Annotated in this window: 21 protein-coding genes; 17 read left to right on the forward strand and 4 right to left on the reverse strand. The window is 67.0% G+C overall.

Annotated elements, in window-relative coordinates; genetic code table 11:
* The 8 genes from AC1DXX_RS28690 to ygiD form a co-directional block, all read left to right on the forward strand.
* Positions 1-1,179, forward strand: a 1,179-nt coding sequence (locus AC1DXX_RS28690) for a porin (protein WP_478137608.1), incomplete at its 5' end; no start/stop codon positions are given.
* A gap of 195 nt (positions 1,180-1,374) precedes the next feature.
* Complete coding sequence (locus tag AC1DXX_RS28695) at positions 1,375-2,355, forward strand: ABC transporter permease (RefSeq protein ID WP_478137609.1); 981 nt, start codon at positions 1,375-1,377, stop codon at positions 2,353-2,355.
* Between the two features lies 1 nt (position 2,356).
* Positions 2,357-3,625, forward strand: coding sequence for a M20 aminoacylase family protein (locus AC1DXX_RS28700; RefSeq protein ID WP_478137610.1), 1,269 nt, complete (start codon positions 2,357-2,359; stop codon positions 3,623-3,625).
* Between the two features lie 31 nt (positions 3,626-3,656).
* Entirely contained in the window at positions 3,657-5,240 is a 1,584-nt protein-coding gene (locus tag AC1DXX_RS28705) for an ABC transporter substrate-binding protein (RefSeq protein ID WP_478137611.1), read from the forward strand.
* A gap of 71 nt (positions 5,241-5,311) precedes the next feature.
* On the forward strand, positions 5,312-6,223 hold the full coding sequence (locus AC1DXX_RS28710; RefSeq protein WP_478137612.1) for an ABC transporter permease: 912 nt from the start codon (positions 5,312-5,314) through the stop codon (positions 6,221-6,223).
* A gap of 19 nt (positions 6,224-6,242) precedes the next feature.
* Complete coding sequence (locus AC1DXX_RS28715; protein ID WP_478137613.1) at positions 6,243-7,313, forward strand: ABC transporter ATP-binding protein; 1,071 nt, start codon at positions 6,243-6,245, stop codon at positions 7,311-7,313.
* Positions 7,310-8,338 (forward strand): ABC transporter ATP-binding protein, encoded by a 1,029-nt coding sequence (locus AC1DXX_RS28720; protein WP_478137614.1) that lies wholly within the window; start codon positions 7,310-7,312, stop codon positions 8,336-8,338. The genes AC1DXX_RS28715 and AC1DXX_RS28720 overlap by 4 nt, the downstream gene beginning before the upstream one ends.
* A 117-nt stretch (positions 8,339-8,455) precedes the next feature.
* The gene (gene ygiD / locus AC1DXX_RS28725; RefSeq protein ID WP_478137615.1) at positions 8,456-9,349 is read left to right on the forward strand and encodes a 4,5-DOPA-extradiol-dioxygenase; all 894 of its coding nucleotides are present in this window, start codon (positions 8,456-8,458) and stop codon (positions 9,347-9,349) included.
* 4 nt (positions 9,350-9,353) lie between these two features.
* Here the strand turns inward: ygiD and zwf are convergent, their stop codons facing one another.
* Positions 9,354-10,826 (reverse strand): glucose-6-phosphate dehydrogenase, encoded by a 1,473-nt coding sequence (gene zwf / locus AC1DXX_RS28730; protein WP_478137616.1) that lies wholly within the window; start codon positions 10,824-10,826, stop codon positions 9,354-9,356.
* 163 nt (positions 10,827-10,989) lie between these two features.
* On the opposite strand from zwf, the gene AC1DXX_RS28735 reads away from it, so the two are divergent.
* Genes AC1DXX_RS28735 through AC1DXX_RS28750 form a run of 4 tightly spaced genes read left to right on the forward strand, consistent with a single transcriptional unit; the run spans position 10,990 to position 15,994 of the window.
* Entirely contained in the window at positions 10,990-12,000 is a 1,011-nt protein-coding gene (locus AC1DXX_RS28735) for an ABC transporter substrate-binding protein (protein ID WP_478137617.1), read from the forward strand.
* A complete protein-coding gene (locus tag AC1DXX_RS28740; protein ID WP_478137618.1) occupies positions 12,001-14,259 on the forward strand; it encodes an ABC transporter permease in 2,259 nt (752 codons plus the stop codon).
* Between the two features lie 16 nt (positions 14,260-14,275).
* Complete coding sequence (locus AC1DXX_RS28745) at positions 14,276-15,319, forward strand: ABC transporter ATP-binding protein (protein WP_478137619.1); 1,044 nt, start codon at positions 14,276-14,278, stop codon at positions 15,317-15,319.
* A 12-nt stretch (positions 15,320-15,331) separates the two neighbouring features.
* A complete protein-coding gene (locus AC1DXX_RS28750) occupies positions 15,332-15,994 on the forward strand; it encodes an HAD family hydrolase (RefSeq protein WP_478137620.1) in 663 nt (220 codons plus the stop codon).
* On the opposite strand, the gene AC1DXX_RS28755 is transcribed toward AC1DXX_RS28750, so the two are convergent.
* Positions 15,940-16,608 carry a lipocalin family protein gene (locus AC1DXX_RS28755; protein ID WP_478137621.1) on the reverse strand — a complete coding sequence of 223 codons (669 nt, stop codon included), beginning with the start codon at positions 16,606-16,608 and terminating at the stop codon, positions 15,940-15,942. The two genes, AC1DXX_RS28750 and AC1DXX_RS28755, sit on opposite strands and share 55 nt — an antisense overlap.
* Before the next feature lie 235 nt (positions 16,609-16,843).
* Between AC1DXX_RS28755 and tal the strand changes: the two genes are divergently transcribed.
* From tal to AC1DXX_RS28770, 3 genes are all read left to right on the forward strand, one after another.
* On the forward strand, positions 16,844-17,800 hold the full coding sequence (gene tal / locus AC1DXX_RS28760) for a transaldolase (RefSeq protein ID WP_478137622.1): 957 nt from the start codon (positions 16,844-16,846) through the stop codon (positions 17,798-17,800).
* Positions 17,801-17,802: 2 nt separating this feature from the next.
* Positions 17,803-19,353 (forward strand): glucose-6-phosphate isomerase, encoded by a 1,551-nt coding sequence (pgi, locus tag AC1DXX_RS28765; RefSeq protein WP_478137623.1) that lies wholly within the window; start codon positions 17,803-17,805, stop codon positions 19,351-19,353.
* Between the two features lie 142 nt (positions 19,354-19,495).
* Positions 19,496-19,828 carry a DUF805 domain-containing protein gene (locus AC1DXX_RS28770; RefSeq protein ID WP_478137624.1) on the forward strand — a complete coding sequence of 111 codons (333 nt, stop codon included), beginning with the start codon at positions 19,496-19,498 and terminating at the stop codon, positions 19,826-19,828.
* An 83-nt stretch (positions 19,829-19,911) separates the two neighbouring features.
* On the opposite strand, the gene AC1DXX_RS28775 is transcribed toward AC1DXX_RS28770, so the two are convergent.
* Both AC1DXX_RS28775 and AC1DXX_RS28780 read right to left on the reverse strand, forming a co-directional pair.
* The gene (locus tag AC1DXX_RS28775) at positions 19,912-20,982 is read right to left on the reverse strand and encodes a PdxA family dehydrogenase (protein WP_478137625.1); all 1,071 of its coding nucleotides are present in this window, start codon (positions 20,980-20,982) and stop codon (positions 19,912-19,914) included.
* Positions 20,983-21,036: 54 nt separating this feature from the next.
* A complete protein-coding gene (locus AC1DXX_RS28780; RefSeq protein WP_478137626.1) occupies positions 21,037-22,011 on the reverse strand; it encodes a Bug family tripartite tricarboxylate transporter substrate binding protein in 975 nt (324 codons plus the stop codon).
* Positions 22,012-22,102: 91 nt separating this feature from the next.
* Here AC1DXX_RS28780 and AC1DXX_RS28785 point away from each other — a divergent pair, with 91 nt between their 5' ends.
* Both AC1DXX_RS28785 and AC1DXX_RS28790 read left to right on the forward strand, forming a co-directional pair.
* Positions 22,103-23,032, forward strand: coding sequence for a LysR family transcriptional regulator (locus AC1DXX_RS28785; RefSeq protein ID WP_478137627.1), 930 nt, complete (start codon positions 22,103-22,105; stop codon positions 23,030-23,032).
* A gap of 195 nt (positions 23,033-23,227) precedes the next feature.
* Positions 23,228-24,538: an ABC transporter substrate-binding protein gene (locus AC1DXX_RS28790; protein WP_478137628.1), complete on the forward strand. Its 1,311-nt coding sequence runs from the start codon at positions 23,228-23,230 to the stop codon at positions 24,536-24,538.
* Positions 24,539-24,678 lie beyond the last annotated feature (140 nt).

Genomic DNA, 24,678 nt, shown 5'->3' on the forward strand with positions numbered 1-24,678 from the left:
GTCACACTGTTTGGTGTGGTCGACGCGTCGATCAGCGGCTACTCGTCCACCTCGCGTGACCTGAACGGTGCTACGTTCCTGAACCCGTTCTACCTGAACCAGGGCAGCGTCAAGGCAAGCCGTCGCGAACTGGCTAACTCGGGCTACAACTCCAGCCGTATCGGCTTCCGTGGTACGGAAGACCTCGGCGGCGGCCTGGCAGCCAGCTTCTGGCTCGAAGCCCCGATCAGCAACGACGACGGCCAGCAAGGTATCGCAACGTTCGCTCGTCGCTCGACCGTGAGCCTGTCGGGTGGTTTCGGTGAAGTCCGCCTCGGCCGTGACTACACCCCGACCTTCTGGAACGACACCGTGTTCGATCCGTTCGGCACCAATGGCGTTGGCACCAACCTGGTCTCGACGGCAAACACCGCCTTCGGCGGCTTCGGTACCCCCGCAGCTTCCACCGGCGCGTTCACCAACGTTGGCTCGAGCAACTACGTTCGCGCCAGCAACAGCATCGGCTACTTCCTGCCGCCGAACCTGGGTGGTTTCTACGGTCAAGTGATGTACTCCTTCAGCGAGAAGACCAAGTACAGCCCCGGCACCGCTACGCCCGCCACCGCGAACACCGCGCGCCAAGGCCGTTACATCGGTGGCCGCTTCGGCTATGCAAACGGTCCTCTGGACGTTGCAGCGTCGTACGGCAGCAGCACCGTTGGCGACCAGTACTACGTTGGCACGACCACCAAGGTCAACACCTTCAACCTCGGCGCTTCGTATGACTTCGGTCCTGTGAAGCTCTTCGGTGAAGTGTCGAAGGCCAAGAACAAGCTCGACTACGAAGTCGAACCGTTCGTGGGCGCCCGTCCTGACATCGACCTGACCGGCTACCTCCTCGGTGTGACCGTGCCCGTCGGTGCTGGCCTGATCCGCGCTTCGTACTCGCACGTCAAGTACGACAACAACGCGCCTGTGGTGTTGTTCGCACCTGCTGTGTCTGACCCGAAGGCCAACAAGCTGGCACTCGGCTACGTGCACAACCTGTCGAAGCGCACGGCTCTGTACGCAACGATCGCCCGCATCAGCAACAAGAACGGTGCAGCTCTGACCGTTGGTGGCCCGGCCTTCGTGACCACGGGTGTCTTCACCCCGAAGACCTCGACCGGCTACGACTTCGGTATCCGTCACGCTTTCTGATTTGACGCTGGCGTAAGCCAGCTTCGAAGCTAAAAGCTCAAAAGCCACCCGACGCAAGTCGGGTGGCTTTTTTCGTTCTGACGTCGCAGAGAAGCGGGGTGTTGGCAAAGAGCACCATCTGTGTGCACCCCCGGGGAACCCCCGTGCGGGCACGCACCTTGCACTGCTAGCATGCCCGATCACTTTGTTTGCTGAATGATTGCCTTTGTACTGCGCCGCCTGATCCAGGCCGTGATCGTGATGATCGCGGTTGCGTTCATTGCCTTTCTCTTGTTTCAATACGTCGGCGACCCCGTCGTGTTCCTGCTGGGCCAGGATGCCAAGCCCGAGCAGATTCGGGAACTGCGCTCTGCCTTGGGGCTCGACAAGCCCTTCTTCGTGCAGTTCTGGCACTTTCTCGTCAATGCCGCACAGGGCGAATTCGGCTTGAGCCTGCGCCAGGGCGCCAAGGTGTCGCGCCTGATCGGCGAGCGTTTTCCGGCCACGCTCGAACTCGCGCTCGTGGCGGCAACGCTGGCGCTGTTCGTCGGCATCCCGATGGGCGTCTACACGGCCTTGCGCCGCGGCACCTTCATGAGCCAGGTGTTCATGACCGTTTCGCTGCTCGGCGTGTCGCTGCCCACCTTCCTGATCGGCATTCTGCTGATCCTCGTCTTCGCGGTGCTGCTGGGCTGGTTCCCGAGTTTCGGGCGCGGCGAGACCGTGCAGTTCGGCTGGTGGAGCAGCGGCCTCTTCAAGGCCGATGGCTGGCACCACATCGTGCTGCCGGCGGTGACGCTCGCGATCTTCCAGCTCACGCTGATCATGCGGCTGGTGCGCGCGGAAATGCTCGAGGTACTGCGCACCGACTACATCAAGTTCGCGCGTGCCCGTGGCCTCTCGAACCGCGCCATCCATTTCGGCCACGCGCTCAAGAACACGCTGGTGCCGGTGATGACCATCACCGGCCTGCAGCTCGGCGGCCTCATCGCCTTCGCCATCATCACCGAGTCGGTGTTCCAGTGGCCCGGCATGGGCCTGCTGTTCATCCAGGCCGTGACCTTTGCCGACATCCCGGTGATGGCGGCGTACCTGTGCCTCATTGCCTTGATCTTCGTGGTGATCAACCTCGTGGTCGACTTGCTGTACTTCGTGGTCGATCCGCGTCTGCGCGTGGGCAAGGCGGGAGGACACTGAAATGACAACGACAGCAGCGGCTCCGCGCCTCCAGGCGTCCGGAAGGGCGTTCGCGCACATCGCGAGCTTCTACCCCGAGATCACGGCCTTTCGCCGCGATCTGCATGCGCACCCCGAACTCGGCTTCGAAGAGGTCTACACGGCAGGCCGCGTGCGCGAGGCGCTGCGCGCCTGCGGCGTGGACGAGATCCACGACGGCATCGGCAAGACCGGCGTGGTCGGCGTGATCCGCGGCAAGTCCACCGCCAGCGGCCGCATGATCGGCCTGCGTGCCGACATGGACGCACTGCCCATGCGCGAGGACAACGACTTCGGCTGGCGCTCCGCCAACGACGGCCTGATGCACGGCTGCGGTCACGACGGCCACACCGCCATGCTGGTCGGTGCTGCGCGCTACCTCGCCGAGACCCGCGACTTCGACGGCACCGCCGTGCTGATCTTCCAGCCCGGCGAGGAGGGCTTCGCCGGCGCACGCGTGATGATCGAAGACGGCCTGTTCGACCGCTTCCCGGTGCAATCCGTCTACGCCATGCACAACTGGCCCGCGATGCCGGCCGGCACGGTCGGCATCAACCGCGGCGCGATGATGGCCGCAGCCGATCGCGTGACGATCGAGATCAAGGGCAAGGGCGGCCACGGCGCGCATGCCTACCAGACCATCGACCCCGTGGTGGTCGCCGCGCACATCATCACGGCGGCGCAGACCATCGTGTCGCGCAGCGTGCGCCCCATCGACGCGGCCGTCGTCAGCATCTGCGCGGTGCAGGCAGGCGACCTCGGCGCGATGAGCGTGATTCCGGGCGAGGCCACGCTGGTCGGCACCGTGCGCACCTTCAGCGCGCGCGTGCAGGCGCAGGTCGAGCAGCGCCTGTCCGAGCTGTGCACGGCCATCGCCGCCGGCTTCGGCGCCAGCGCAACGATCAAGTACGAGCGCATCTACCCGGCCACCATCAACACCGCCCCCGAGGCGATGTTCGCGGCCGACGTGGCCGAGTCGCTGGTCGGCGCGAAGAACGTCGACCGCAGCCTGGAGCCCAGCATGGGCGCCGAAGACTTTTCCTTCATGCTGCAGAAGAAGGCCGGCGCCTACCTGCGCATCGGCCAGGACGCCCGCAGCGGCGCCTTCCTGCACAACAGCCGCTACGACTTCAATGACGAGATCCTGCCGCTTGGCGCCGCGCTGCATGCGGGCCTGATCGAGCAGGGCATGCCGCTTGCCGCTACCCGCAGCAGGCAGCCAGCGAAAGCAGCCGCCACCGCGGCCTCTTGATTTGTTTGATCCAACCCGAGGAGTAGTTCCCATGAGTTTCAAGAAGAGCGTGGCCGCGGCCGCCGTCCTGTGCGCCCTGAGCGCCGTCAGCCTGGTCGCCAGTGCGCAGACCGTCCGGATCGCGAACCAGGGCGACGCGTTGTCGCTCGACCCGCACTCGCTCAACGAATCGCTGCAGTTGAGCGTCACCTCCAACGTCTATGAAACCCTCGTGGGACGCAACAAGGATCTGAGCCTGGCCCCGCTGCTCGCCACCAGCTGGAAACAGACCACGCCCACGGTGTGGCGCTTCGAACTGCGCAAGGGCGTGCAGTTCCATGACGGCACCCCGTTCACTGCAGACGACGTGGTGTTCAGCTTCGGCCGCGCAGCCGGCGAGGGCTCCGACATGAAGGCGCATGTGAGCGAGATCAAGGAAGTGCGCAAGGTCAACGACCTCACCGTCGAGATCGAGACCCGCGAAGCCTTCCCGATCCTGCCCGACGTGATCACGCAGATCATGATCCTCAGCAAGAAGTGGTGCGAAGCCAACCAGGCCACCAAGCCGGTCGACCGCCGCAAGGGCATCGAGAACGCCGCCTCGTTCCGCGCCAATGGCACGGGCCCGTTCCGCGTGCGCGAGCGCCAGCCCAACGTGCGCACCGTGTTCACGCGCAACGGCACCTACTGGGGCAAGATCGAAGGCAACGCGCAGGAAATCATCTACACGCCGATCGCCAACCCCGCCACCCGCGTCGCTGCGCTGGTCTCGGGTGAAGTCGACGTGATGGAGCCGGTGCCGGTGCAGGACATCGCCCGCATCAACGCGAGCCCCAATGCGCGCGTGATCACCGGCCCCGAGCTGCGCACCATCTTCCTGGGCATGGACCAGAAGCGCGACGAGTTGCAGTACTCGAACATCAAGGGAAAGAACCCGTTCAAGGACAAGCGTGTCCGCCAGGCTTTCTACCAGGCCATCGATATCGCCGGCATCCAGCGCACCGTGATGCGCGGCGCCTCGCGGCCCACCGGCCTCCTGGTCGGCCCCGGCATCAACGGCTGGACCGCCGAGCAGGACAAGCGCCTGCCCTACGACGTCGATGCCGCCAAGAAGCTGATGACCGAAGCGGGCTACCCGAACGGTTTCGAGGTGACGATGAACTGCCCGAACGACCGCTATGTGAACGACGGCCAGATTTGCCAGAGCGTGGCCGCCAACCTCGCGAAGATCGGCGTCAAGATCAACCTCGCCGCGGAAACCAAGGGCACCTACTTCCCCAAGGTGCTGCGCCGCGACACCAGCTTCTACATGCTGGGCTGGACGCCGACCACCTACGACGCGCACAACGCGCTGAGCTCGCTCACGGCCTGTCCGGACGAGAAGGGCACGGGCCAGTTCAACCTGGGTGCCTACTGCAATCCGAAGCTCGACGAACTCACCAAGAAGATCCAGTCCGAGACCGACAAGGCCAAACGCGGAGAGCTGATCAAGGAAGCCTTCAAGCTCCATGCCGACGACATCGGCCACCTGCCGCTGCACCAGCAGTCGCTGGCCTGGGGCGTGAGCAAGAAGGTCGAGCTGGTGCAGCTCGCCGACAACTTCATGTTCTTCAAGTGGATCAGCATCAAGCCCTGATCGCAACGGCGGCCGTCCTGGCGGCCTGACCATGGGCCCGCTTCTTGCGGGCCCATTCCTTTTGCCACACGATGAAAAAAACACTTGCCCGCTGGCTCGACAGCGACGTCGGCTACAGCTTCCGGACCTCGCCCGTGGCGATGGGGGCGGCGTTGATTGCGCTGGTCTGCGTGGTCTGCGCCGTCTTCGCCGGATGGGTGTCGCCGCACAACCCCTTCGACCTCGCCACGCTCGAGCTTATCGATGCGCGTCTGCCCCCGGCATGGAGCACCGAAGGCTCTTCCAAATTCCTGCTCGGCACCGACGGCCAGGGTCGCGACATCCTCTCGGCGGTCATCTACGGCGCCCGCATCTCGTTGRTCATCGGACTCGTATCGGTCGGGCTCTCGGTCGTCGTGGGCGTGGTGCTCGGCCTGCTGGCCGGCTTCATGGGCGGCTGGCTCGACTCTTTCCTGATGCGCGTGTGCGATGTGATGCTGTCGTTCCCCCCCATCCTGGTGGCGCTGCTGATTGCCGGCGTGGGCCGCGCGCTCTTTCCCCACGCCCCGGAATCGATGGCCTTCGGCGTGCTGATCATCGCAATCTCCCTGACCGGCTGGGTGCAGTACGCGCGCACGGTGCGCGGCTCCACGCTGGTGGAGCGCAACAAGGAGTACGTGCAGGCCGCGCGCGTGATCGGCGTGGCGCCGCTGCGCATCATGCTGCGCCACGTGCTGCCCAACGTGACGGGGCCGGTGATGGTGCTTGCCACCATCCAGATCGCGACCGCGATCATCACCGAGGCCACGCTGTCCTTTCTCGGCGTCGGCGTGCCGCCCACCTCGCCTTCGCTCGGTACCCTGATCAGCAACGGCAATGAGTTCCTGTTCTCGGGCGAATGGTGGATCACGGTGTTCCCGGGCCTGATGCTGGTGCTGATCGCACTCAGCGTGAATCTGCTCGGCGACTGGCTACGCGACGCGCTCAACCCTCGCTTGCGCTGAATCGAAGGAGAACGCCACCATGACGCTGCTCCAGGTCAAAGACCTCGTCGTCGAGTTTCCGCACCGCCGCGGCACGCTGCGCGCGCTCGACAAGATTTCCTTCGACATCGCGCCCGGGGAAATCCTCGGCGTGGTGGGCGAATCGGGCGCCGGCAAGTCGCTCACGGGCGCGGCCATCATCGGCCTGCTCGAACCGCCGGGCCGCGTGGCCGGCGGCGAGATCCTGCTCGAAGGCCAGCGCATCGACAACCTCGGTTTCGACGCGATGCGCCCCATTCGCGGCCGCAAGATCGGCGCGATCTTCCAGGACCCGCTGACCTCGCTGAACCCCCTCTATACCGTGGGCCGCCAGCTGGTCGAGACCATTCGCACCCACCTGCCCATGACGGAATCCGAAGCGCGCCGCCGCGCCATCAGCCTGCTGCAGGACACCGGCATTCCTGCTGCCGAGCAGCGCATCGACCACTTCCCGCACCAGTTCTCGGGTGGCATGCGCCAGCGCGTGGTGATCGCGCTGGCACTTGCGGCCGAGCCCAAGCTCATCGTGGCCGACGAGCCCACCACCGCGCTCGACGTCTCGATCCAGGCGCAGATCATCCAGCTGCTCAAGCGCATCTGCAAGGACCGCGGCGCCGCCGTGATGCTGATCACGCACGACATGGGCGTGATCGCCGAGACCTGCGACCGCGTGGCCGTGATGTACGCGGGCCGCATCGCCGAGATCGGCCCGGTGCACGAAGTGATCCACCAGCCCGCGCACCCGTATACCTCGGGCCTGATGGCCTCGATTCCCGACATGACGAGCGACCGCGAGCGGCTCAACCAGATCGATGGCGCCATGCCGCGGCTCAATGCCATTCCGACCGGCTGCGCCTACAACCCGCGCTGTCCGCGCACCTTTGCGCGCTGCCTGACCGAGCGGCCCGAGCTGATGCATGCGGGCGCCACGCGCGCCGCATGCTGGCTGCACGACGCAGCGGACCCGCATCTCGGCCAGGCCGAGATCGCGGCCAAGCACCACGATGCGCTGGCGGCCGGTGAGCGCGCCACGCCCGAAGCGGCCTTGCCCGTTGCCGAGGTGACGCGATGAGCGCCGTGATCGAACCCCGCAAGGACGCGGCTGCCGAACCGCTCGTGGTTGCCCACGACCTGGCCCGCACCTTCGACGTCTCGCCGCCCTGGCTCAACCGCGTGCTCGAACGCAAGCCGCGCGTGCTGCTGCATGCGGTCGACGGCGTGAGCTTTTCCATCGAGCGCGGCAAGACGCTCGCGCTGGTCGGCGAATCGGGCTGCGGCAAGAGCACGGTGGCGCGCCTGCTGGTCGGCCTCTATGCGCCGACCCGCGGCGGCCTGCAGTTCGACGGACAGGACGCGCATGCCGCGTTCAAGACCCCCGAAGGCCGCAAGCTGCGCCGCCGCATCCAGATGATCTTCCAGGACCCCTACGCGAGCCTCAACCCGCGCTGGATCGTCGAGGACATCATCGGCGAGCCGCTGCGCGAGCACGGGATCATCAGCGACAAGGCCGCCTTGCGCGAGCGCGTGGGCGAGTTGCTCAAGTCGGTCGGCCTCTCGCCGCTCGACATGAGCAAGTACCCGCACCAGTTCTCGGGCGGCCAGCGCCAGCGCATCTCGATTGCGCGGGCACTCGCCACGCAGCCCGAGTTCCTGGTGTGCGACGAGCCGACCTCGGCACTCGACGTGAGCGTGCAGGCGCAGGTGCTCAACATCATGAAGGACCTGCAGCGCGAGCAGGGCCTGACCTACCTCTTCATTTCGCACAACCTCGCGGTGGTGCGCCACGTGGCCGACCAGGTCGGCGTGATGTACCTGGGCCGGCTGGTCGAGGTGGCCGACAAGCAGAAGCTCTTTGCCGAGCCGCAGCACCCGTACACGCGCATGCTGCTCGATGCGATTCCGCAGATGAAGCACACGGGCCGCTCGCGCACGCCGGTGCAGGGCGAGGTGCCGAATCCGCTGAATCCGCCGACGGGTTGCGCCTTTCACCCGCGCTGTCCGCATGCCAATGCGCGCTGTTCCTCGGAGCGGCCGAAGCTGCTGAGCATCAGGGGTGTGCAAGTGGCCTGCCACGCGGTGGAAGAGGGCCGAATCTAGCCGCTGCAACGTGTGCGTAAACGCACTGCGTGGTGTCGGGCGCTGCTGCACAGTGACGCGGCAGACCCCAAGGGAACCATGGCAGGCCAGACGACTTTTTCCACCGCTCACCGATTGATGACCCCCTCCGAGCTTGGCCGCAGAGGCTTCGTGATGGCGTCCGCGCTCGGTGCAACCGCCGCGCTGGCATCCCTCGCGACGCTGTCGCATGCGGCCGCCGGTGGGCCGTCGCGGCGCATGCCGGTGGTCTTCATCGGCCATGGCACGCCGATGAACGCCATCGCCGACAACGCCTTCACGCGCCGGTTGTCCGCGTGGGGCAGGGAGCTCCCGCCGCCGACGGCCATTCTCAGCGTGTCGGCCCACTGGCTGAGCCGGGGCGCCACCGGCGTCGGCATGCAGGTGAAGCCGAAGACGATCCACGACTTCGGCGGCTTCCCGCAGGCGCTGTTCGATGTCGAATACCCCGCGCCCGGCCACCCGGTGCTGGCCCAGGAAACCGTCGGCGTGGTGAAGCAGGCACCTGTGATCGCCACCGAGCAATGGGGCCTGGACCACGGCACGTGGTCGGTGCTCAAGCACCTCTACCCCAAGGCGGACGTTCCGGTGTTCCAGCTCAGCATCGACTACGACAAGCCGGCCGCCTTTCACTACGCGGTGGGCCGCGATCTTGCGGCCCTGCGCGACAAGGGCGTGCTCGTGATGGGCAGCGGCAACGTGGTGCACAACCTGCGCGCCACCGACCGAGGGACCGTCGACGGGCCGAAGGCGAGCCGTCCCTGGGCGCAGTCCTTCGACGATGCGGTGAAGTCAGCGCTGGCGGGCCGCGACGACCGCGCACTGATCGGCTATGAAAAGCTGGAAGGCGCGTCCACCGCCGTCGCCACGCCGGATCACTACTTCCCGTTCCTCTACACCCTGGGCGCCGCAGGGAGCGGCGAGCGCGCGAAGACGGTCTACGAGGGATTCCAGTCGGGCACGCTCAGCATGCGCTGCATCCAGTTCGGCTGACGACCTACTGCTCTTCGCCCCAGGCGTAGCCGTCGCGCGCGATCATCGCGCTCGATGCGCTCGGGCCCCAGGTGCCGGCCGCATAGGGCCGCGGACCACCGTCGGAGGCCCAGCTGTCGATCAGCGGCTCCACCCATCGCCACGCTTCTTCCTGCTCGTCGCTGCGCACGAACAGGTTGAGCCGGCCGTCGATCACGTCGAGCAGCAGGCGTTCATAGGCGCCCACGCGCTCGGCGCCGAAGCGCTTGTCGAAGTCCAGGTCCAGCTGTACCGGCGCCAGTTGCGCGGCGGCGCTCTGGTTGCCGTTGGTGCGCTGGCGGTTGTCCTGCGCCTGCGCGAGCATGTGCAGCTCCAGGCCGTCCTTGGGCTGCAGGTTGATCACCAGCTTGTTGACGTTGCCCGCGGGTGCCCGGTAGATCGCATGCGGCGTGGGCCGGAAGTTGACCTCGATGCGCGCATCGCGCGACGCCAGGCGCTTGCCGGTGCGGATGTAGAAGGGCACGCCGGCCCAGCGCCAGTTGGCGATCTCGGTGCGCAGCGCCACGAAGGTCTCGGTGCGGCTGTCGGGGTCGACGCCGGGCTCCTCGCGGTAGCCCTGCACCCGCTCGCCATAGGCCGTGCCGGCCGTGTACTGGCCGCGGATGGCATGCAGGCCCAGGGTCTCGGGCGTCCAGGGCTTGAGTGCGCGCAGCACCTTGAGCTTCTCGTCGCGGATCGCGTCCGCATGCGAGTTGATCGGCGGCTCCATGCCGATCGCGCACAGCAGCTGCAGCGCATGGTTCTGCACCATGTCGCGCAGCGCGCCGGTCTGGTCGTAGAAGGCGCCGCGCTTCTCGACGCCCAGGTCTTCGGCGATCGTGATCTGGATGTTGGCGATGTGCTCGCGGCGCCAGATGGGCTCGAACAGCGCATTGCCGAAGCGCATGGCGAACAGGTTCTGCACCGAGGGCTTGCCGAGGTAGTGGTCGATGCGGAAGACCTGCTTCTCTTCCAGCACCTTGCCCACCGCGGCGTTGATGGCGCGATTGGAGGCGAGGTCATGGCCCAGCGGCTTCTCCAGCACGATGCGCGTCTTCGGTCCATTGAGGCCGGCCGCGGCGATCTGCTCGACCACCTGGGTGAACAGTGCCGGCGCCGTGGCCACGTACATCACGATCGTCTTGGCGTCGCGCTGCTTGAGCAGGTCGGAAAGCCGCGCGTAGTCGTCGGGCTTCGACAGGTCCATGCGCAGGTAGTACAGCATCGACGCGAACTTCTTGAACTCCTCGGGGGTCGGGCGCTTGGCCCCTTCGACCGCACTGAAGCGCGACTGGATCAGCTCGCGGTACTGGTCGTCCGACAGGTCGTCCCGCGCCACCCCGACAATGCGTCCGTCTGGCGGCAGGCTGCCGTGCCGGAATGCCTGGAACAGCGCGGGCATGAGCTTGCGCCACGCGAGATCGCCAGTACCGCCGAACAGAACGAGATCGAAGCTCATGAGAAAACTTTCCTTTGTCTGAGTGCCGAGCAGGCCATATGCCACCGTATGCCAGATGCGCCAGTCGCGATGGTACTTGTACCGATTCGCCGGACCTGTACTAAAGCTACGCTGCCCTGTGGCCGCAAGGCCTTTTTTTATGCATGAGGCAGGGGAATTCCAGATGAAGAAGCTTTTTACCGCGGCCGCGCTGCTGGGTTTGTCGGCCGCTGCATCGGCGCAGACGGTCAATGTGATCTGTTCGGTCCAGGCCGAATGGTGCAACGTGATCTCGACGGTCTACGCCCGCACCACGGGCGTGCGCATCAACATGTCGCTCAAGGGCTCGGGCGAGGCGCTGGCCCAGCTGATCGCCGAGAAGGACAACCCCAAGACCGATGTCTGGTTCGGCGGCACCGGCGACCCGCACCTGCAGGCGGCCGAGCAGGGGCTCACGCTCGAATACAAGTCGCCCACGCTGGCGCAGTTGCACCCCTGGGCCCAGCAGCAGGCCAAACAGTCGGGCTACAAGACGGTCGGCATCTACTCGGGCCCGCTGGGCTTCGGCTACAACCCCGAGCTGCTCGCCAAGAAGAAGCTGCCCGTGCCCAAGACCTGGGCCGACCTGCTCAAGCCCGAGTACAAGGGCGACATCCAGGTCGCCAACCCGGCCTCCAGCGGCACGGCCTACACCATGATCGCGACGCTGGTGCAACTGATGGGCGAGGACAAGGCCTTCGACTACCTCAAGGCGCTGCACAGGAACGTGGGCCAGTACACCCGATCGGGCACCGGCCCGATCAAGGCGGTGGCGCGTGGCGAAACGGCCGTGTCGATCAGCTTCGTGCATGACGGCCCAGGCGAGAAGATGCAGGGCTTCCCGGTCGAGACCATCACGCCGAGCGACGGCACCGGTGCCGAGATCGGCTCGATGAGCATCGTCAAGGGCGCGCGCAACCTCGATGCCGCCAAGAAGTTCTACGAGTGGGCGCTGACGCCCGGCGCGCAGGAACTCGGTGCCGCCAACAAGCAGTTCCAGCTGCCGAGCAACACGAACGCCAAGCTCGACCCGCGCATTCCCGACTTCAAGAAGATCAAGTTCATCAACTACGACTACGCCAAGTACGGCGCCAGTGCCGAGCGCCGGCGCCTGATCGCGCGCTGGGAAAAAGACGTCAATTCGCTGCCCCGGTAAGTGGAAGCCCGTCCCATCGGCGGCGCGCCGGTCAACCCGGCGTCCGTGGCAGCCGCCCGGCGCTCGCAGCGCTGGATCTGGGCCTGGGTCGCGCTGGGCTTTGCCGCCTATCTGGCGCTGCCTTGGTATGCGATCCAGGATGCGACCTGGTACGAAGCCGTTCCGCAGGTCTTTGGCCAGGCGGAGGGCGCCAACGGCCTGATGCAGGCCGCGATGCAGGGGCGCCGTTGGCTTTTCATCGGACTCGCTGGCTTGGTGATGTGCGCGGTCGGCGCGTGGCTGCCGGCAGGCCGGGGGCAGGGGCGCTGGCTGCTGGCGGGCGGCGCCATCGGTGCCATTGGCTTGGCCGTTGCAGGCTTCACCATCGGCGCGCGCGGCTGGAGCTTCGCGGCCCTCGACAAGCAGTTCGGTGAACTGGCCATCAACCAGTTCGGCATCGGCGCCGGCGGCTTCGTGGCGCTTACCGCGCTCACGCTGCTGGCGGCCTTCGGCATCGCGCGGCTCGGCCTCTTCAAGGGCGACCTGTTCGTGGCTGCCGCGGTCATCGGCTGCGGTGTGCTGATGGCGCTGTTCATCGCCTACCCGGTGAGCAAGGCGCTGGCCGGCGCGTTCTTCAACGAAGACGGGCAGTGGTCGATCACCGCCTTCGTCGCACGCGTGTTCACCGAACGCATCTGGGGCCTGGGCTGCCTCGCGGGCGGTGTGCGCTGCGGCGTGGCATGGAACACGCTGGTGCTGGCCTTGCTCACGGCGGCGGGCACGACCTTCCTCGGCACGCTGATGGCGCTGATGGCCGAGCGCGGCAGCAGGCGCGGGCAAGGCGCGTTGCGGGTGCTGGCGCTGCTGCCGATCATCACGCCGCCCTTCGTGGTGGGCCTGGGGCTGATCCTGCTGTTCGGCCGCGCGGGCATCGTCAACCAGCTGCTCGAGAACATGTTCGGCATCGAACCCACGCGCTGGTTCTACGGCATGCCGGGCGTGCTGGTGGCGCAGCTGTTCGCCTTCACGCCCATCGCCTTCATGATCATGCGCGGCGTGGTGCAGGGCATCGCACCCAGCCTCGAGGAAGCCGCGCAGATGCTGCGCGCCGACCGGCGCCGCACCTTCTTCACCGTCACGCTGCCGCTGCTGAAGCCCGGGCTGGCCAACGCCTTCCTGGTCGGCTTCATCGAGAGCATTGCGGACTTCGGCAACCCGGTGGTGGTGGGCGGGCAGTTCTCGGTGCTCTCGACCGATATCTTCTTTGCCATCGTCGGCGCGCAGTACGACCAGGGCCGTGCGGCCTCGCTGGCCTGGGTGCTGACGCTGTTCGCGCTCGGCGTGTTCGCGCTGCAGCGCGGCCTGCTCGGCAAGCAGAACTACACGACCGTGAGCGGCAAGGGCGATGCCGGCATCGCGATGGCGCTGCCCGACGGCGTGCGCCGCACCATCCATTGCATCGCGCTGCCGTGGATCGCGTTCACCGCCGTGGTCTATCTCTTCGCTTTCGCGGGCGGCTTCGTGCAGACCTGGGGCCGCGACTACAGCTTCACGCTCAACCACTTCAAGAGCGCGTTTGCGCTCGAGTGGGGCCAGTTCGGCCTGGTGTGGGCCGGCACGGCATGGAACTCGCTGATCACCACGCTCAAGCTCGCGGGCATCTCGGCACCCATCACCGCGGCGCTCGGCCTGCTGATCGCCTGGCTGCTGGCGCGCAACGAGTTCAAGGGGCAGGGCGTCTTCGAGTTCGGGGCGCTGCTGGCCTTCGCCATTCCGGGCACCGTGCTGGGCGTGAGCTACATCCTGGCCTTCAACGTGCCGCCGTTCGAGCTCACGGGCACCGGGCTCATCATCGTGCTGTGCTTCATGTTCCGGAACCTGCCGGTGGGCGTGCGGGCCGGCACGGCGGCCTTCAAGCAGCTCGACCGCTCGCTCGACGAAGCCTCGCTGATGCTGCGCGCCTCGACCTCGCAGACGCTCTTCAAGGTGGTGCTGCCGCTGCTCAAGCCGGCGCTGGTGGCCGCGCTGGTCTACAGCTTCGTGCGGGCGATGACGACAGTGAGCGCGGTGATCTTCCTGGTCACCGCCGAGAACGAGCTCGCCACCACCTACATCATCGGCCGCGTCGGCAACGGCGACTACGGCATCGCGCTGGCCTACTGCACGGTGCTCATGATCCTGATGTCGCTGGCCATTGCGCTGGTGCAGTTCGTGGTCGGGGAGCGCAAGCTGGGGCGGCGCAAGGCGGGCGTGCCGGTCGTGGCCGCGCCCGTGCATTGATACGAGAGAACAACACATGAGCAACGGCATCGAATTCCGCAACGTCACCAAGCGCTACGGCACCGACAAAAACGGGCCGATGGCGGTCAAGGGCATCAGCTTCGAAGTGCCGGTCGGCACGCTCACCACCATCCTCGGCCCCTCGGGCTGCGGCAAGACGACCACGCTGCGCATGATCGCGGGGCTCGAATCGCCCACCTCGGGTTCGATCCTCATGGGGGGGCGCGACGTCACCACGCTGGGCCCGGCCGAGCGCAACGTGAGCATGATGTTCCAGAGCTATGCGCTGTTCCCGCACATGAACGTGATCGAGAACGTGGGCTACGGCCTGCGCATGAGCGGCGTGAAGAAGGACGAGGCCACCTCGCGGGCGCGCGATGCGCTCAAGGGCGTGGGCCTGGTCGGCTTCGACGAGCGCCTGCCGAGCGAACTCTCGGGCGGCCAGCAGCAGCGCGTGGCGCTGGCGCGCGCGCTGGTGCTGGAGCCCGCGGTGCTGCTGTTCGACGAGCCGCTGTCCAACCTCGACGCCCGCCTGCGCCGCGAAATGCGCGAGGAAATCCGCGCGCTGCAGCAGCGGCTGAAGCTCACGGTGGCCTACGTCACGCACGACCAGAGCGAGGCCCTGGCCGTGAGCGACCAGATCATCGTGATGGACCATGGCGTGATCGCCCAGCGCGGCACGCCCGAGCAGCTCTATGGTCGGCCCGAGAGCGAGTTCGTCGCCGGCTTCATGGGCGAGGCGATGGTGTTCCCCGCCGTGGCGCAGGCCGACGGCAGCGTGACGCTCGGCCCGCTGCGCCTGCAGCCGCGCCATGCGGTGGCGCCCGGCGCGGTGAAGGTGGCGGTGCGGCCCGAGGCCTGGGAGATCGGTGGGGCCGACGGTTTGCCCGCCACGCTGCGCAAGGCGGCTTACCTCGGCAGCTTCTACGAATACGGCTTCGACACGACGTTGGGGCCGGTCTTCGTGGTGTCGACCGATCTGTCGCAGCCACTGGCGGCGGGCGCGCAGACCACGCTGTCGCTCCGAACCCACGGCGTGAGCGTGGTGCCCGGCGCATGAAACAATGGCGCCATGAACGTGGTTTTCGATCTTGGCGCCGTGCTTCTCRCATGGGAGCCCACAAGGCTGGTACAGACCCATCTCGCGCCCCATGCACCCACTGAAGCCGCTGCGGCGGCACTGGGCAAGGCACTTTTCCACCACGACGACTGGACCAGTTTCGACTGCGGCACGCGCTCGCTGGACGACGCCATCGCCCGCATGGCGGCCCGGCTGTCGCTGCCGGCCGACCGGCTCCACGCGATGCTCGGCACGCTGGGCGAGCGCCTGGAGGCGATCGACGTGACCGCCGACATGCTCGAGCAGCTGTTCGCCCACCGCGAAGCCGGGCAGCCCCTGCGCCTCTACTACCTGTCGAACATGCCGGCGCCGTATGCGCGCGCGGTCGAGCGGCGGCATGCGTTCATGCGGCGCTTCGACGGCGGCGTGTTCTCGGGCGACGTGAAGTTCATCAAACCGGATCGTGAAATCTTCGAGGTGCTGGCCGTGCGCCACGCGCTCGACCCCGCCGAGACCGTGTTCATCGACGACTCGGCGGCCAACGTCGAGGCGGCGCGCGCCTTCGGTTGGCAGGCGATCCACTGCACCGCGCCGGACATGCTGCCGGCGCAGCTGTCGCGCTACCTGCCAGTCAGCACCACCTTGTCGGCGTCGAAGCCGAGGCTGCGCGCGTAGTCCAGTTCGGCCTGGAGCAGCGCGGCGTCGAGGCGCGGCGCGCGCGACAGCACCCAGAGGTACGCGCGGTCGGGCGTGCCGACCAGCGCCACCTGGTAGTCGCGGTCGAGCTTCAGGATCCAGTAGTCGCTCCAGGCCATCGGCAGCCAGCCGAGCCACGAGGGCGCGAAGCGCACTTCGAGACGGCCTGCGCCGGGCAGGCCGGCCACGGGCACCACCCGCGCGGTGCCGACGGCCTCGTCGAAATTGCCGTCCGCCCGCACGCAGCGGTTGAGCACCTGCACCGTGCCATCGGGCCGCGGCGTGTACTCGGCGGTCACCGGTCCCGCGCATGTTTTCTGAAAACGGTTGGGCAGGCGGGCCTGTTCATGCCAGATGCCGGCGTAGCGCTGGAGATCGACCGGCGCCACCACCTGCAGCGGTGCGCGCATCAGCGGCGCGCCGTCGGCGGGGCCGGCCACCTGGGCGCGGGCCGTGCGCGCCGCATCCAGGGCGAGCCACGTCGCGACGCCGCCCGCGACGAAGGCGGTGGCCATGGCACCGATCGCGGCGCCCGTGCGGCGATCGTCGAAGGGCCGCCCGGTGGCGGCTGCGGGGCGTTGGCGATGGGACATGGGGGCACTCCTGAAGGGTGGAACGTTCGGGGTAGAACGGCAGCCTAGCCCTCGGCCGGTGCCGGATGCCGTCAGTCACGGACCACAGCCCGTGTAGGGCAGGGCGGCCGGACAACCCTGCGCGCAGCAGGCCGATGGAGCCGCGTGAAAACCCGTGCTACGGTGCGCATGAAAACATCGGCCGCCGCGCAACTGCGTGCAGGACTTGTCACAACCCGCACAGGATAATGATTTCATGAACCAACTCGATGCCCTCCGCCAATGGACCACCGTGGTTGCCGACACCGGCGACTTCAAGCAGCTCAGCGCCTCCAAGCCGCAGGACGCGACCACCAACCCGTCGCTGATCCTCAAGGCCGTGCAGAAGCCCGAATACCGGCCGCTGCTCGACGAAACCGTGAAGAAGCATGCGGGCAAGCCGCTTGACGAAGTCATCGACCGCCTGCTGGTGCGCTTCGGCACCGAAATCCTCTCGATCATTCCCGGCCGCGTCTCGACCGAAGTCGACGCCCGCCTGTCCTTCGACACCGCCGCCACCGTGGCCCGCGGCGAGCGCATCGTGGCGCTCTACAAGGCCGAAGGCATCGATACCGAGAAGCGCCTGCTCATCAAGGTGGCCTCCACCTGGGAAGGCATCGAGGCGGCGCGTGCGCTGCAGCAGAAGGGCATCCGCACCAACCTCACGCTGCTGTTCTCGTTCGCACAGGCCGTGGCCTGCGGCGCCGCGGGCGTGCAGCTGATCTCGCCCTTCGTGGGCCGCATCTACGACTGGTACAAGAAGTCGGCCGGCGCCAAGTGGGACGAAACCGCCAATGCCGGCGCCAACGACCCGGGCGTCAAGTCGGTGCGCGAAATCTTCAACTACTACAAGCAGCACGGCATCAAGACCGAAGTGATGGGCGCGAGCTTCCGCAATGCGGGACAGATCCAGGCCCTCGCCGGCTGCGACCTGCTGACCATCAGCCCCGAGCTGCTGGCCGAGCTGGCTGCGAGCAACGAACCGCTGGAACACGCGCTCGATGCCAAGGCCGCCGCAAATGGCGACGTGGCCAAGGTGAGCTACGACGAGGCGGGCTTCCGCTTCGCGCTCAACGAAGATGCCATGGCCACCGAGAAGCTCGCTGAAGGCATCCGCGCCTTTGCGGCCGACGCGGTGAAGCTCGAAAAGCTCATGCAGGAAAGCGGCAGGTAAACATGGCCATGACCCTTCGCTGCGATCGCGCGCCGGCCTGGGCGCAGCTGCAGTCCCATTTCGAGATCGCGGGCCGCCAGTTCGACGTGCGCCATGCCTTCGTGGACGACGCCGGGCGCTTCGAGCGCTTCAGCCAGGAAGCGCCGTATGTGTTTGCCGACCTGTCGAAGAACCTGATCGACGCGCGCACCGAGGAAATGCTGCTGGCGCTGGCCCGCGAGTGCGGCCTCGAAGCGCACCGGGATGCGATGTTTGCGGGCGAGCACATCAACAACACCGAAGACCGCGCCGTGCTGCACACGCTGCTGCGCGCGCCGGCCGATGCCGCGGTCGGCAAGACCTCGGGCGAACTGCGCGAAGTGCACGCCACCCTCGACGCGATGCTGGCCTATGCCGAGAAGGTGCGCGGCGACCACACGATCACCGACGTGGTCAACATCGGCATCGGCGGTTCCGACCTCGGCCCGCAGATGGCGGTGCTGGCGTTGGCCGAGTTCGCCGCGCCGGGCAAGCGCTTCCATTTCGTTTCGAACGTCGACGGCCATGAGCTGGCCGGCGTGTTGCGCGACCTCGCGCCCGAGCACACGCTGTTCCTGATCGCCTCCAAGACCTTCACCACGGCCGAGACGATGACGAACGCGCTCTCGGCCAGGCGCTGGTACGAGCAGTCAGGCGGCGCCGACATCGCCGGCCACTTCGCCGCGCTCACCACCAACGTGGAAGCAGCGAAGAAGTTCGGCATCGACACCACCTTCGGCTTCTGGGACTGGGTGGGCGGCCGCTATTCGCTGTGGTCGGCCATCGGCCTGCCGATTGCGCTGGCCATCGGCGCCGGCGGTTTCCGCCGGCTGCTCGCGGGCGCGCATGCGATGGACGAGCATTTCCGCACCGCGCCGCTCGAGAAGAACCTGCCGGTGCGGCTCGGCCTGCTCGACGTCTGGTACCGCAACTTCCACAAGTTCACGAGCCGCAGCATCGCGCCGTACCACAGCGCCTTGAAGCGCGTGCCGGCCTACCTGCAGCAGCTCGAAATGGAGAGCAACGGCAAGCAGGTCGATGCGAGCGGCAAGCCCTTGTCCTTCGGTACGTCGCCGGTGCTCTGGGGCGAGCCCGGCACCAACGGCCAGCACGCCTACTTCCAGATGCTGCACCAGGGCACGGATGTGATCCCGCTCGAATTCGTGGCGGTGCGCGATGCGGCCCACGACCTCGAAGGCCATCATCCCAAGCTGCTCGCCAATGCGCTCGCGCAGGCGCAGGCGCTGATGGTCGGCAAGCTCGATGAAGGCGGCCACAAGAACTTCCCGGGCAACCGGCCGAGCACCTTCTTCGTGTTCGAGAAGCTCACGCCCGAATCGCTCGGCGCCTTCCTCGCGCTGTACGAGCACCGCGTGTTCACCAGCGGCGCGCTGTGGGGCATCAACAGCTTCGACCAATGGGGCGTGGAGCTGGGCAAGGTGCTCGCAAAGGACATCGAGCCGCGCCTCGCCTCGGGTGACATCACGGGGCTCGATGCCTCGACGGCAGGCCTGCTGAAGCGCCTGAGCACCTGAGGTCAAGCCGTCCAAAGGCCTATGCAGTAGGCCGTTTGTTTGCGAGCCCGATGCCCGTTCTGGCCGAGTTTGTCATTGAGGGTTGCATCGATATGATCGGTCCCGGGAAATTTCCCTGGGATCAATCAAGAGGAGTCGATCAATGAATTTTCAGACAGCAGTCAAGACCTGTTTCAGCAAGTACGCCGATTTCAATGGGCGTGCATCGCGTTCGGAGTACTGGTGGTTCGTGCTGGCCGAGGTCATCGTTCTCATCGTGGCGAGCCTGATCCATCAGTACGTGTATGCCATCGCGGCGCTGGGCTTCCTGCTGCCCGCGCTGGCCGTGGGCGCGCGCCGCCTGCACGACATCGGCAAAAGCGGCTGGCTCCAGCTGCTGATGATCATTCCGATCGTCAATCTCGTGCTGATCTATTTCTACGTGCAGCCGACGCAGCCCGAGACCAACCCCCACGGTGCGCCGGCGAGCGCCTGAGTTTTCCAGGGGCGCCAGGCACGCCAGATCTCGAGGGCCGCGCAAGCGGCCCTTTTGCTTGGCGGCAGGCCTGTTGAAGCACCTCAACCCGCGGCAGCAGCTTCCGTTCTGGAGGGCCCGTGCACCGGCGCGCCGCTCGCCATGCGCACGCACAGATCGAAGGCCTGCTGAAGCCCTTCGATCTGCGCAACGCCCTGGCCCGCGATATCGAAGGCGCTGCCGCTGGCCGAGGTGGCCACCGGCACGGGCAGGCCGCCGTGCAGGGTCACGCCTTGTTCGAAGCCCATGAGCTTCATCGCGATCTGGCCCTGGTCGTGGTACATCGACACCACCGCATCCACATCGCCGCGGCGTGCGCCGATGAACACGGTGTCGGGCGAGAACGGGCCGCGTGCGTCGAAGCCCTCGGCGCGCAACCGCTCGATGGCCGGCGCGATGATCTCGATCTCCTCCATGCCGATGGAGCCGCCGTCGCCCGCATGCGGGTTGAGCCCCGTCACCGCGATGCGCGGCTGCGCCACGCCCGAGCGGCGCAGCGCCGAGGCGATGATCTTCACCGCGTCGCTCACGCCCTCCACCGTGATGTGGCTCGCCACGTCCTTCAGCGGAATGTGCGAGGTCACGCGCGAGGTCCAGAGCGAACCGGTGAGGTTGAACTCGCACACGAAGCTCGTCACCGCGAAGCGCTCCTGCATGTAGCGCAGCTCGTCTTCGTGCGTGAGGCCGCCGAGCCGCAGCGAATGCTTGTTGAGCGGCGCGAAAAGAATCGCCTCCGCCTGCCCGCGCCGCACCGCCGCGGTCGCCAGTTCCAGCGCCTCGAACGACGCGCGGCCGGATTGCCCGTTCGACTCGCCGAGCACCGGCTCCTCGCCCTCCATCCAGTCGCGCGCGATCAGGCTGGGCCGGCCATCCTCGAAGCGCAGGTCGTCGAGTCCGCTGACCTGCAGCGGGTCGAGCTTCACGCCCGCCACGCGCTCGCCCGCGGCCAGCACGATCGGATCGGCGATCAGCAGCACGCGCGCGGCGTCGAGGTTGCGCTGGCGGGCCAGCAGCTTCACGGCCATCTCGGGGCCGACGCCGCCGGGGTCGCCGAGCAGCACGACGATGCGGGGTTTGGCAGAGATCACGCTCGGGGTCTTCGTAGGGGTTGGCATGTCGGCAGGATGGAGTGGAGGAAGAAAGGAAGAAGGAAAGAATGGGAGAGGGCCTCAATCGGCCTTGATGTTGGCGTCGCGAACGAGCTGGCCGTAGTGGTCGAACTCCTGCCTGTTCATCGCAGCAAAAGGTTCGCCGGTCAGCGTGCCGGGCTCGCCGCCCAGGGCCTTGATGCGCATCTGCACATCGGCCAGCTTCAGCGTCCGCACGAGTTCGGCGTTCAGCCGCTCGACCGCGGGGCGCGGCGTGCCGGCCGTCACGTAGAGGCCGTACCAGGTGGACACGTCGGCGCCCTTGATGCCCTGCTCGGCCAGCGTCGGCACGTCGGGCAGCTCGGGCGAGCGTTGCGGCGCGCTCACGGCCAGCGCGCGGAACTTGCCGGCCTTGATCTGGCCCATGGCGGAGGAGGTGCTGTCGAACATCATGTCGACCTCGCCCGCGATGATGTCGATGTGCGCCTGCGAACTGCCCTTGTAGGGCACGTGGATCGATTTCATGCCCGTGGCCAGGTTGAAGGCCTCGCCGCCCACATGCTGCGTGCTGCCGATGCCCGAGGAGGCGTACTTGAAGCCGCCGGGCTTCGCGGCCATCGCGGCCACGAGGTCCTTCACCGATCTGTAGGGCGAGCTGGCCGACACCACCAGCACGTTGGGCATCACGGCCACGAGGCCGATGGGCTGCAGGTCTTTCAGCGGGTCGTACTTGAGCTTGAGGATGTGCGGCGCCACCGCCTGCGCTGTGTTGGTGGCCAGCAGCAGCGTGGCCCCGTCGGCCGGCGCACGCGCCGTGAGTTCGCCGGCGATGGTGTTCGAGGCGCCGGGGCGGTTCTCCACCGTCACGGGCTGCTTGAGCACCGGCGAGAACTTGTCGGCCAGCACGCGCGCCAGGATGTCGGTGCCGCCACCGGGCGAGGCGCCGACCATGATGCGCAGGGGCTTGTCGGGGTAGGTCGCTTGCGCGCCGGCTGCCGCTGCGGCCAGCGTCAGCACTGAGAGGCTTGCCGCGCGGGCGAGGGAAGAAAGGCTCATCGGGTTGTCTCCAGCTTGTTTGGCCAGAGCCTACGGAGCTTCGCCTGCGCGATCCAATCGTAAAAAGCCGAAGGCTCATATACTTTTGTGCATGACTTCCGGCCTGACCGACGCCTCGCTGATGCTCCATGTCCGGCCGCGCCAGCTGCTTCTGCTGGCCCGGCTCGATGCGCACCGCCACCTTGGGCGCGCGGCGGAAGCCATGAACATCAGCCAGCCCGCCGCAACCAAGCTGCTGCAGCAGCTGGAAGATTCACTGGGCGAGAAGCTCTTCGAGCGCCTCGCGCGCGGCATGGAGCCCACGCCCTACGGCGAGATCCTGATCCGCTACGCGCGCCGCGTGCTCAGCGATTTCGGCACCGCCCGCGAGGAAATGCTCGCGCTGCGCTCCGGCCTGAGCGGTGCCCTGCGCGTGGGGAGCGTGCCGGGGGCCGTGCCCGAGCTGCTGGCGCCGGCGCTGGTCGAGTACCGGCGCCGCCATCCGCAGGTGGCCGTGTCGGTGGTGGTCGAGACCAGCGACGTGATCCAGGCGCAGCTGGAGCAGGGCGATGTCGACCTCGTGCTGGGCCGGCTCACCGATGGCCATGACGAGGCGAAGTATTCGAGCGTGCCGCTGCTGGGCGAGTCGATGGTGGTCGTGGTGCGTACGGCGCACCCGGTGTTCGAGCGCGCCACCGTCACGCTGGCCGACATGGCGAACTGGTCCTGGGTGCTGCAGCCGCCGGGCTCGCCACAGCGCGGGCGCTTCGAGGCGGCAATGCGGGAGGCGGGCATCCAGGCACGGCTCGACATCATCGAAACGGCATCGCCCATCGCCATCACGGCCCTGCTCGAAAACTCCGACATGGCCGCCGTGATGCCGGCCTCGCAGGCCAACCACTACGCCCGGTTGGGTGTCCTGCGTACGGTGCCGGTGGAACTGCCTGTGCGCGTGCCGCCCATTTGCCTCATCACCCGCGAGGACCGGGCGCTCTCGCCGGCGGCCGCCCAGTTCCGGCGCCAGCTGCTCGGCGGCGGCTGAAACCGCGTGAAATCGCCATAGGCCTTTGGATGGCGATCCTTGATGCTGTATTGCGTTAACTAGGGAATTCACTAGCCAATCGGTGCATGAAAGTACCATTGGTGGCAGTCGAAGTACCAAAACTGCATTGGTGTTTCTCCAGAATCCACCCACGGCGACCCGACAAGAGGGCGTCGCTCACCTCTAGGAGACAACATGAAGCGTTTTCTGAAAGCGGGCCTCGTCCTCGCACTCGTCGGCACGGGCCTCGTGTCCCAGGCCGCCACCGAACTCGTGATCGCGACCGTGAACAACGGCCACATGATCGAGATGCAGAAGCTCACCCCCTTCTTCGAAAAAGCCAACCCCGACATCAAGCTCAAGTGGGTCACGCTGGAAGAAGGCACGCTGCGCCAGCGCGTGACCACCGACATTGCCACCAAGGGCGGCCAGTTCGACGTGATGACCATCGGCCTGTACGAAGCGCCGATCTGGTCGAAGAAGGGCTGGCTCCAGCCCATCGCCGTCGATGCCGCCTACGACGCCGACGACCTGCTGCCCGCCATCCGTGCGGGCCTGTCGTACGAAGGCAAGCTCTACGCCGCGCCGTTCTACGGCGAGAGCTCGATGCTCATGTACCGCAAGGACCTGGCCGACAAGGTCGGCTTCCAGATGCCCGAGCAGCCCACCTGGGCGCAGGTGAAGGAACTGGCCGGCAAGATCCACGACCCCAAGGCCGGCGTGTACGGCATGTGCCTGCGCGGCAAGCCGGGCTGGGGCGACAACATGGCCTTCCTGACCACGCTGGTCAACACCAACGGCGGCCAGTGGTTCGACATGCAGTGGAAGCCGCAGATCGACACCAAGCCCTGGAAGGATGCGATCAACTTCTACGTCGACCTGATGAAGGCCTACGGCCCGCCGGGCGCCTCGGCCAACAGCTTCAACGAGAATCTTGCGCTCTTCAACGAAGGCAAGTGCGGCATGTGGGTCGACGCGACCATCGCCGCCTCGTTCATCAGCGATCCGAAGCAGTCGAAGGTGGCCGACAAGGTCGCCTTCGCGCAGGCACCCGTGGCCGTCACGCCCAAGGGCGCCAACTGGCTGTGGACCTGGAACCTGGCCATTCCCGCCAGCTCGACCAAGGGCGCTGCCGCGCAGACCTTCGTGAAGTGGGCGACCTCCAAGGAGTACGTCAACCTCGTGGCCAAGGAGTCCGGCTGGGCTTCGGTGCCCACCGGCACGCGCAAGTCGACCTATGCGAACCCCGAGTTCCAGAAGGTGGCCAAGTTCGCCGCTGCCGAGAAGAAGGCCATCGACAGCGCCAACTTGAGCGACAGCACGCTGCCCAAGTCGCCGTACGTGGGCGTGCAGTACGCGGCCATTCCCGAGTTCCAGGCCATCGGCACCGGCGTGGGCCAGCAGATGAGCGCGGCGCTGTCGGGCAAGGTCACTGTGGACCAGGCGCTGAAGACCTCGCAGACCTTGGCTGAGCGCGAGATCAAGAAGTCGGGCCAGTACAAGTAAGTGCCTGTTTCCCTCTCCCCTCGGGGAGAGGGCCAGGGTGAGGGGGCGGCGTGCCCATGGGTAGCGCCGCATGCCCTCACCCCAACCCTCTCCCGCTAGCGGGAGAGGGGGCAACTGCCAGCAGCCAGAGAGGAACACAC

The sequence above is a fragment of the Variovorax sp. P4_B10 genome (assembly GCF_056402375.1).

Coding starts and splice junctions, on each gene's coding strand:
- AC1DXX_RS28695 (WP_478137609.1), top strand. CDS start 1,375: ATGATTGCCTTTGTACTGCGCCGCCTGATCCAGGCCGTGATCGTGATG.
- AC1DXX_RS28700 (WP_478137610.1), top strand. CDS start 2,357: ATGACAACGACAGCAGCGGCTCCGCGCCTCCAGGCGTCCGGAAGGGCG.
- AC1DXX_RS28705 (WP_478137611.1), top strand. CDS start 3,657: ATGAGTTTCAAGAAGAGCGTGGCCGCGGCCGCCGTCCTGTGCGCCCTG.
- AC1DXX_RS28715 (WP_478137613.1), top strand. CDS start 6,243: ATGACGCTGCTCCAGGTCAAAGACCTCGTCGTCGAGTTTCCGCACCGC.
- AC1DXX_RS28720 (WP_478137614.1), top strand. CDS start 7,310: ATGAGCGCCGTGATCGAACCCCGCAAGGACGCGGCTGCCGAACCGCTC.
- ygiD (WP_478137615.1), top strand. CDS start 8,456: ATGACCCCCTCCGAGCTTGGCCGCAGAGGCTTCGTGATGGCGTCCGCG.
- zwf (WP_478137616.1), bottom strand. CDS start 10,826: ATGAGCTTCGATCTCGTTCTGTTCGGCGGTACTGGCGATCTCGCGTGG.
- AC1DXX_RS28735 (WP_478137617.1), top strand. CDS start 10,990: ATGAAGAAGCTTTTTACCGCGGCCGCGCTGCTGGGTTTGTCGGCCGCT.
- AC1DXX_RS28745 (WP_478137619.1), top strand. CDS start 14,276: ATGAGCAACGGCATCGAATTCCGCAACGTCACCAAGCGCTACGGCACC.
- AC1DXX_RS28755 (WP_478137621.1), bottom strand. CDS start 16,608: ATGTCCCATCGCCAACGCCCCGCAGCCGCCACCGGGCGGCCCTTCGAC.
- tal (WP_478137622.1), top strand. CDS start 16,844: ATGAACCAACTCGATGCCCTCCGCCAATGGACCACCGTGGTTGCCGAC.
- pgi (WP_478137623.1), top strand. CDS start 17,803: ATGGCCATGACCCTTCGCTGCGATCGCGCGCCGGCCTGGGCGCAGCTG.
- AC1DXX_RS28770 (WP_478137624.1), top strand. CDS start 19,496: ATGAATTTTCAGACAGCAGTCAAGACCTGTTTCAGCAAGTACGCCGAT.
- AC1DXX_RS28775 (WP_478137625.1), bottom strand. CDS start 20,982: ATGCCAACCCCTACGAAGACCCCGAGCGTGATCTCTGCCAAACCCCGC.
- AC1DXX_RS28780 (WP_478137626.1), bottom strand. CDS start 22,011: ATGAGCCTTTCTTCCCTCGCCCGCGCGGCAAGCCTCTCAGTGCTGACG.
- AC1DXX_RS28785 (WP_478137627.1), top strand. CDS start 22,103: ATGACTTCCGGCCTGACCGACGCCTCGCTGATGCTCCATGTCCGGCCG.
- AC1DXX_RS28790 (WP_478137628.1), top strand. CDS start 23,228: ATGAAGCGTTTTCTGAAAGCGGGCCTCGTCCTCGCACTCGTCGGCACG.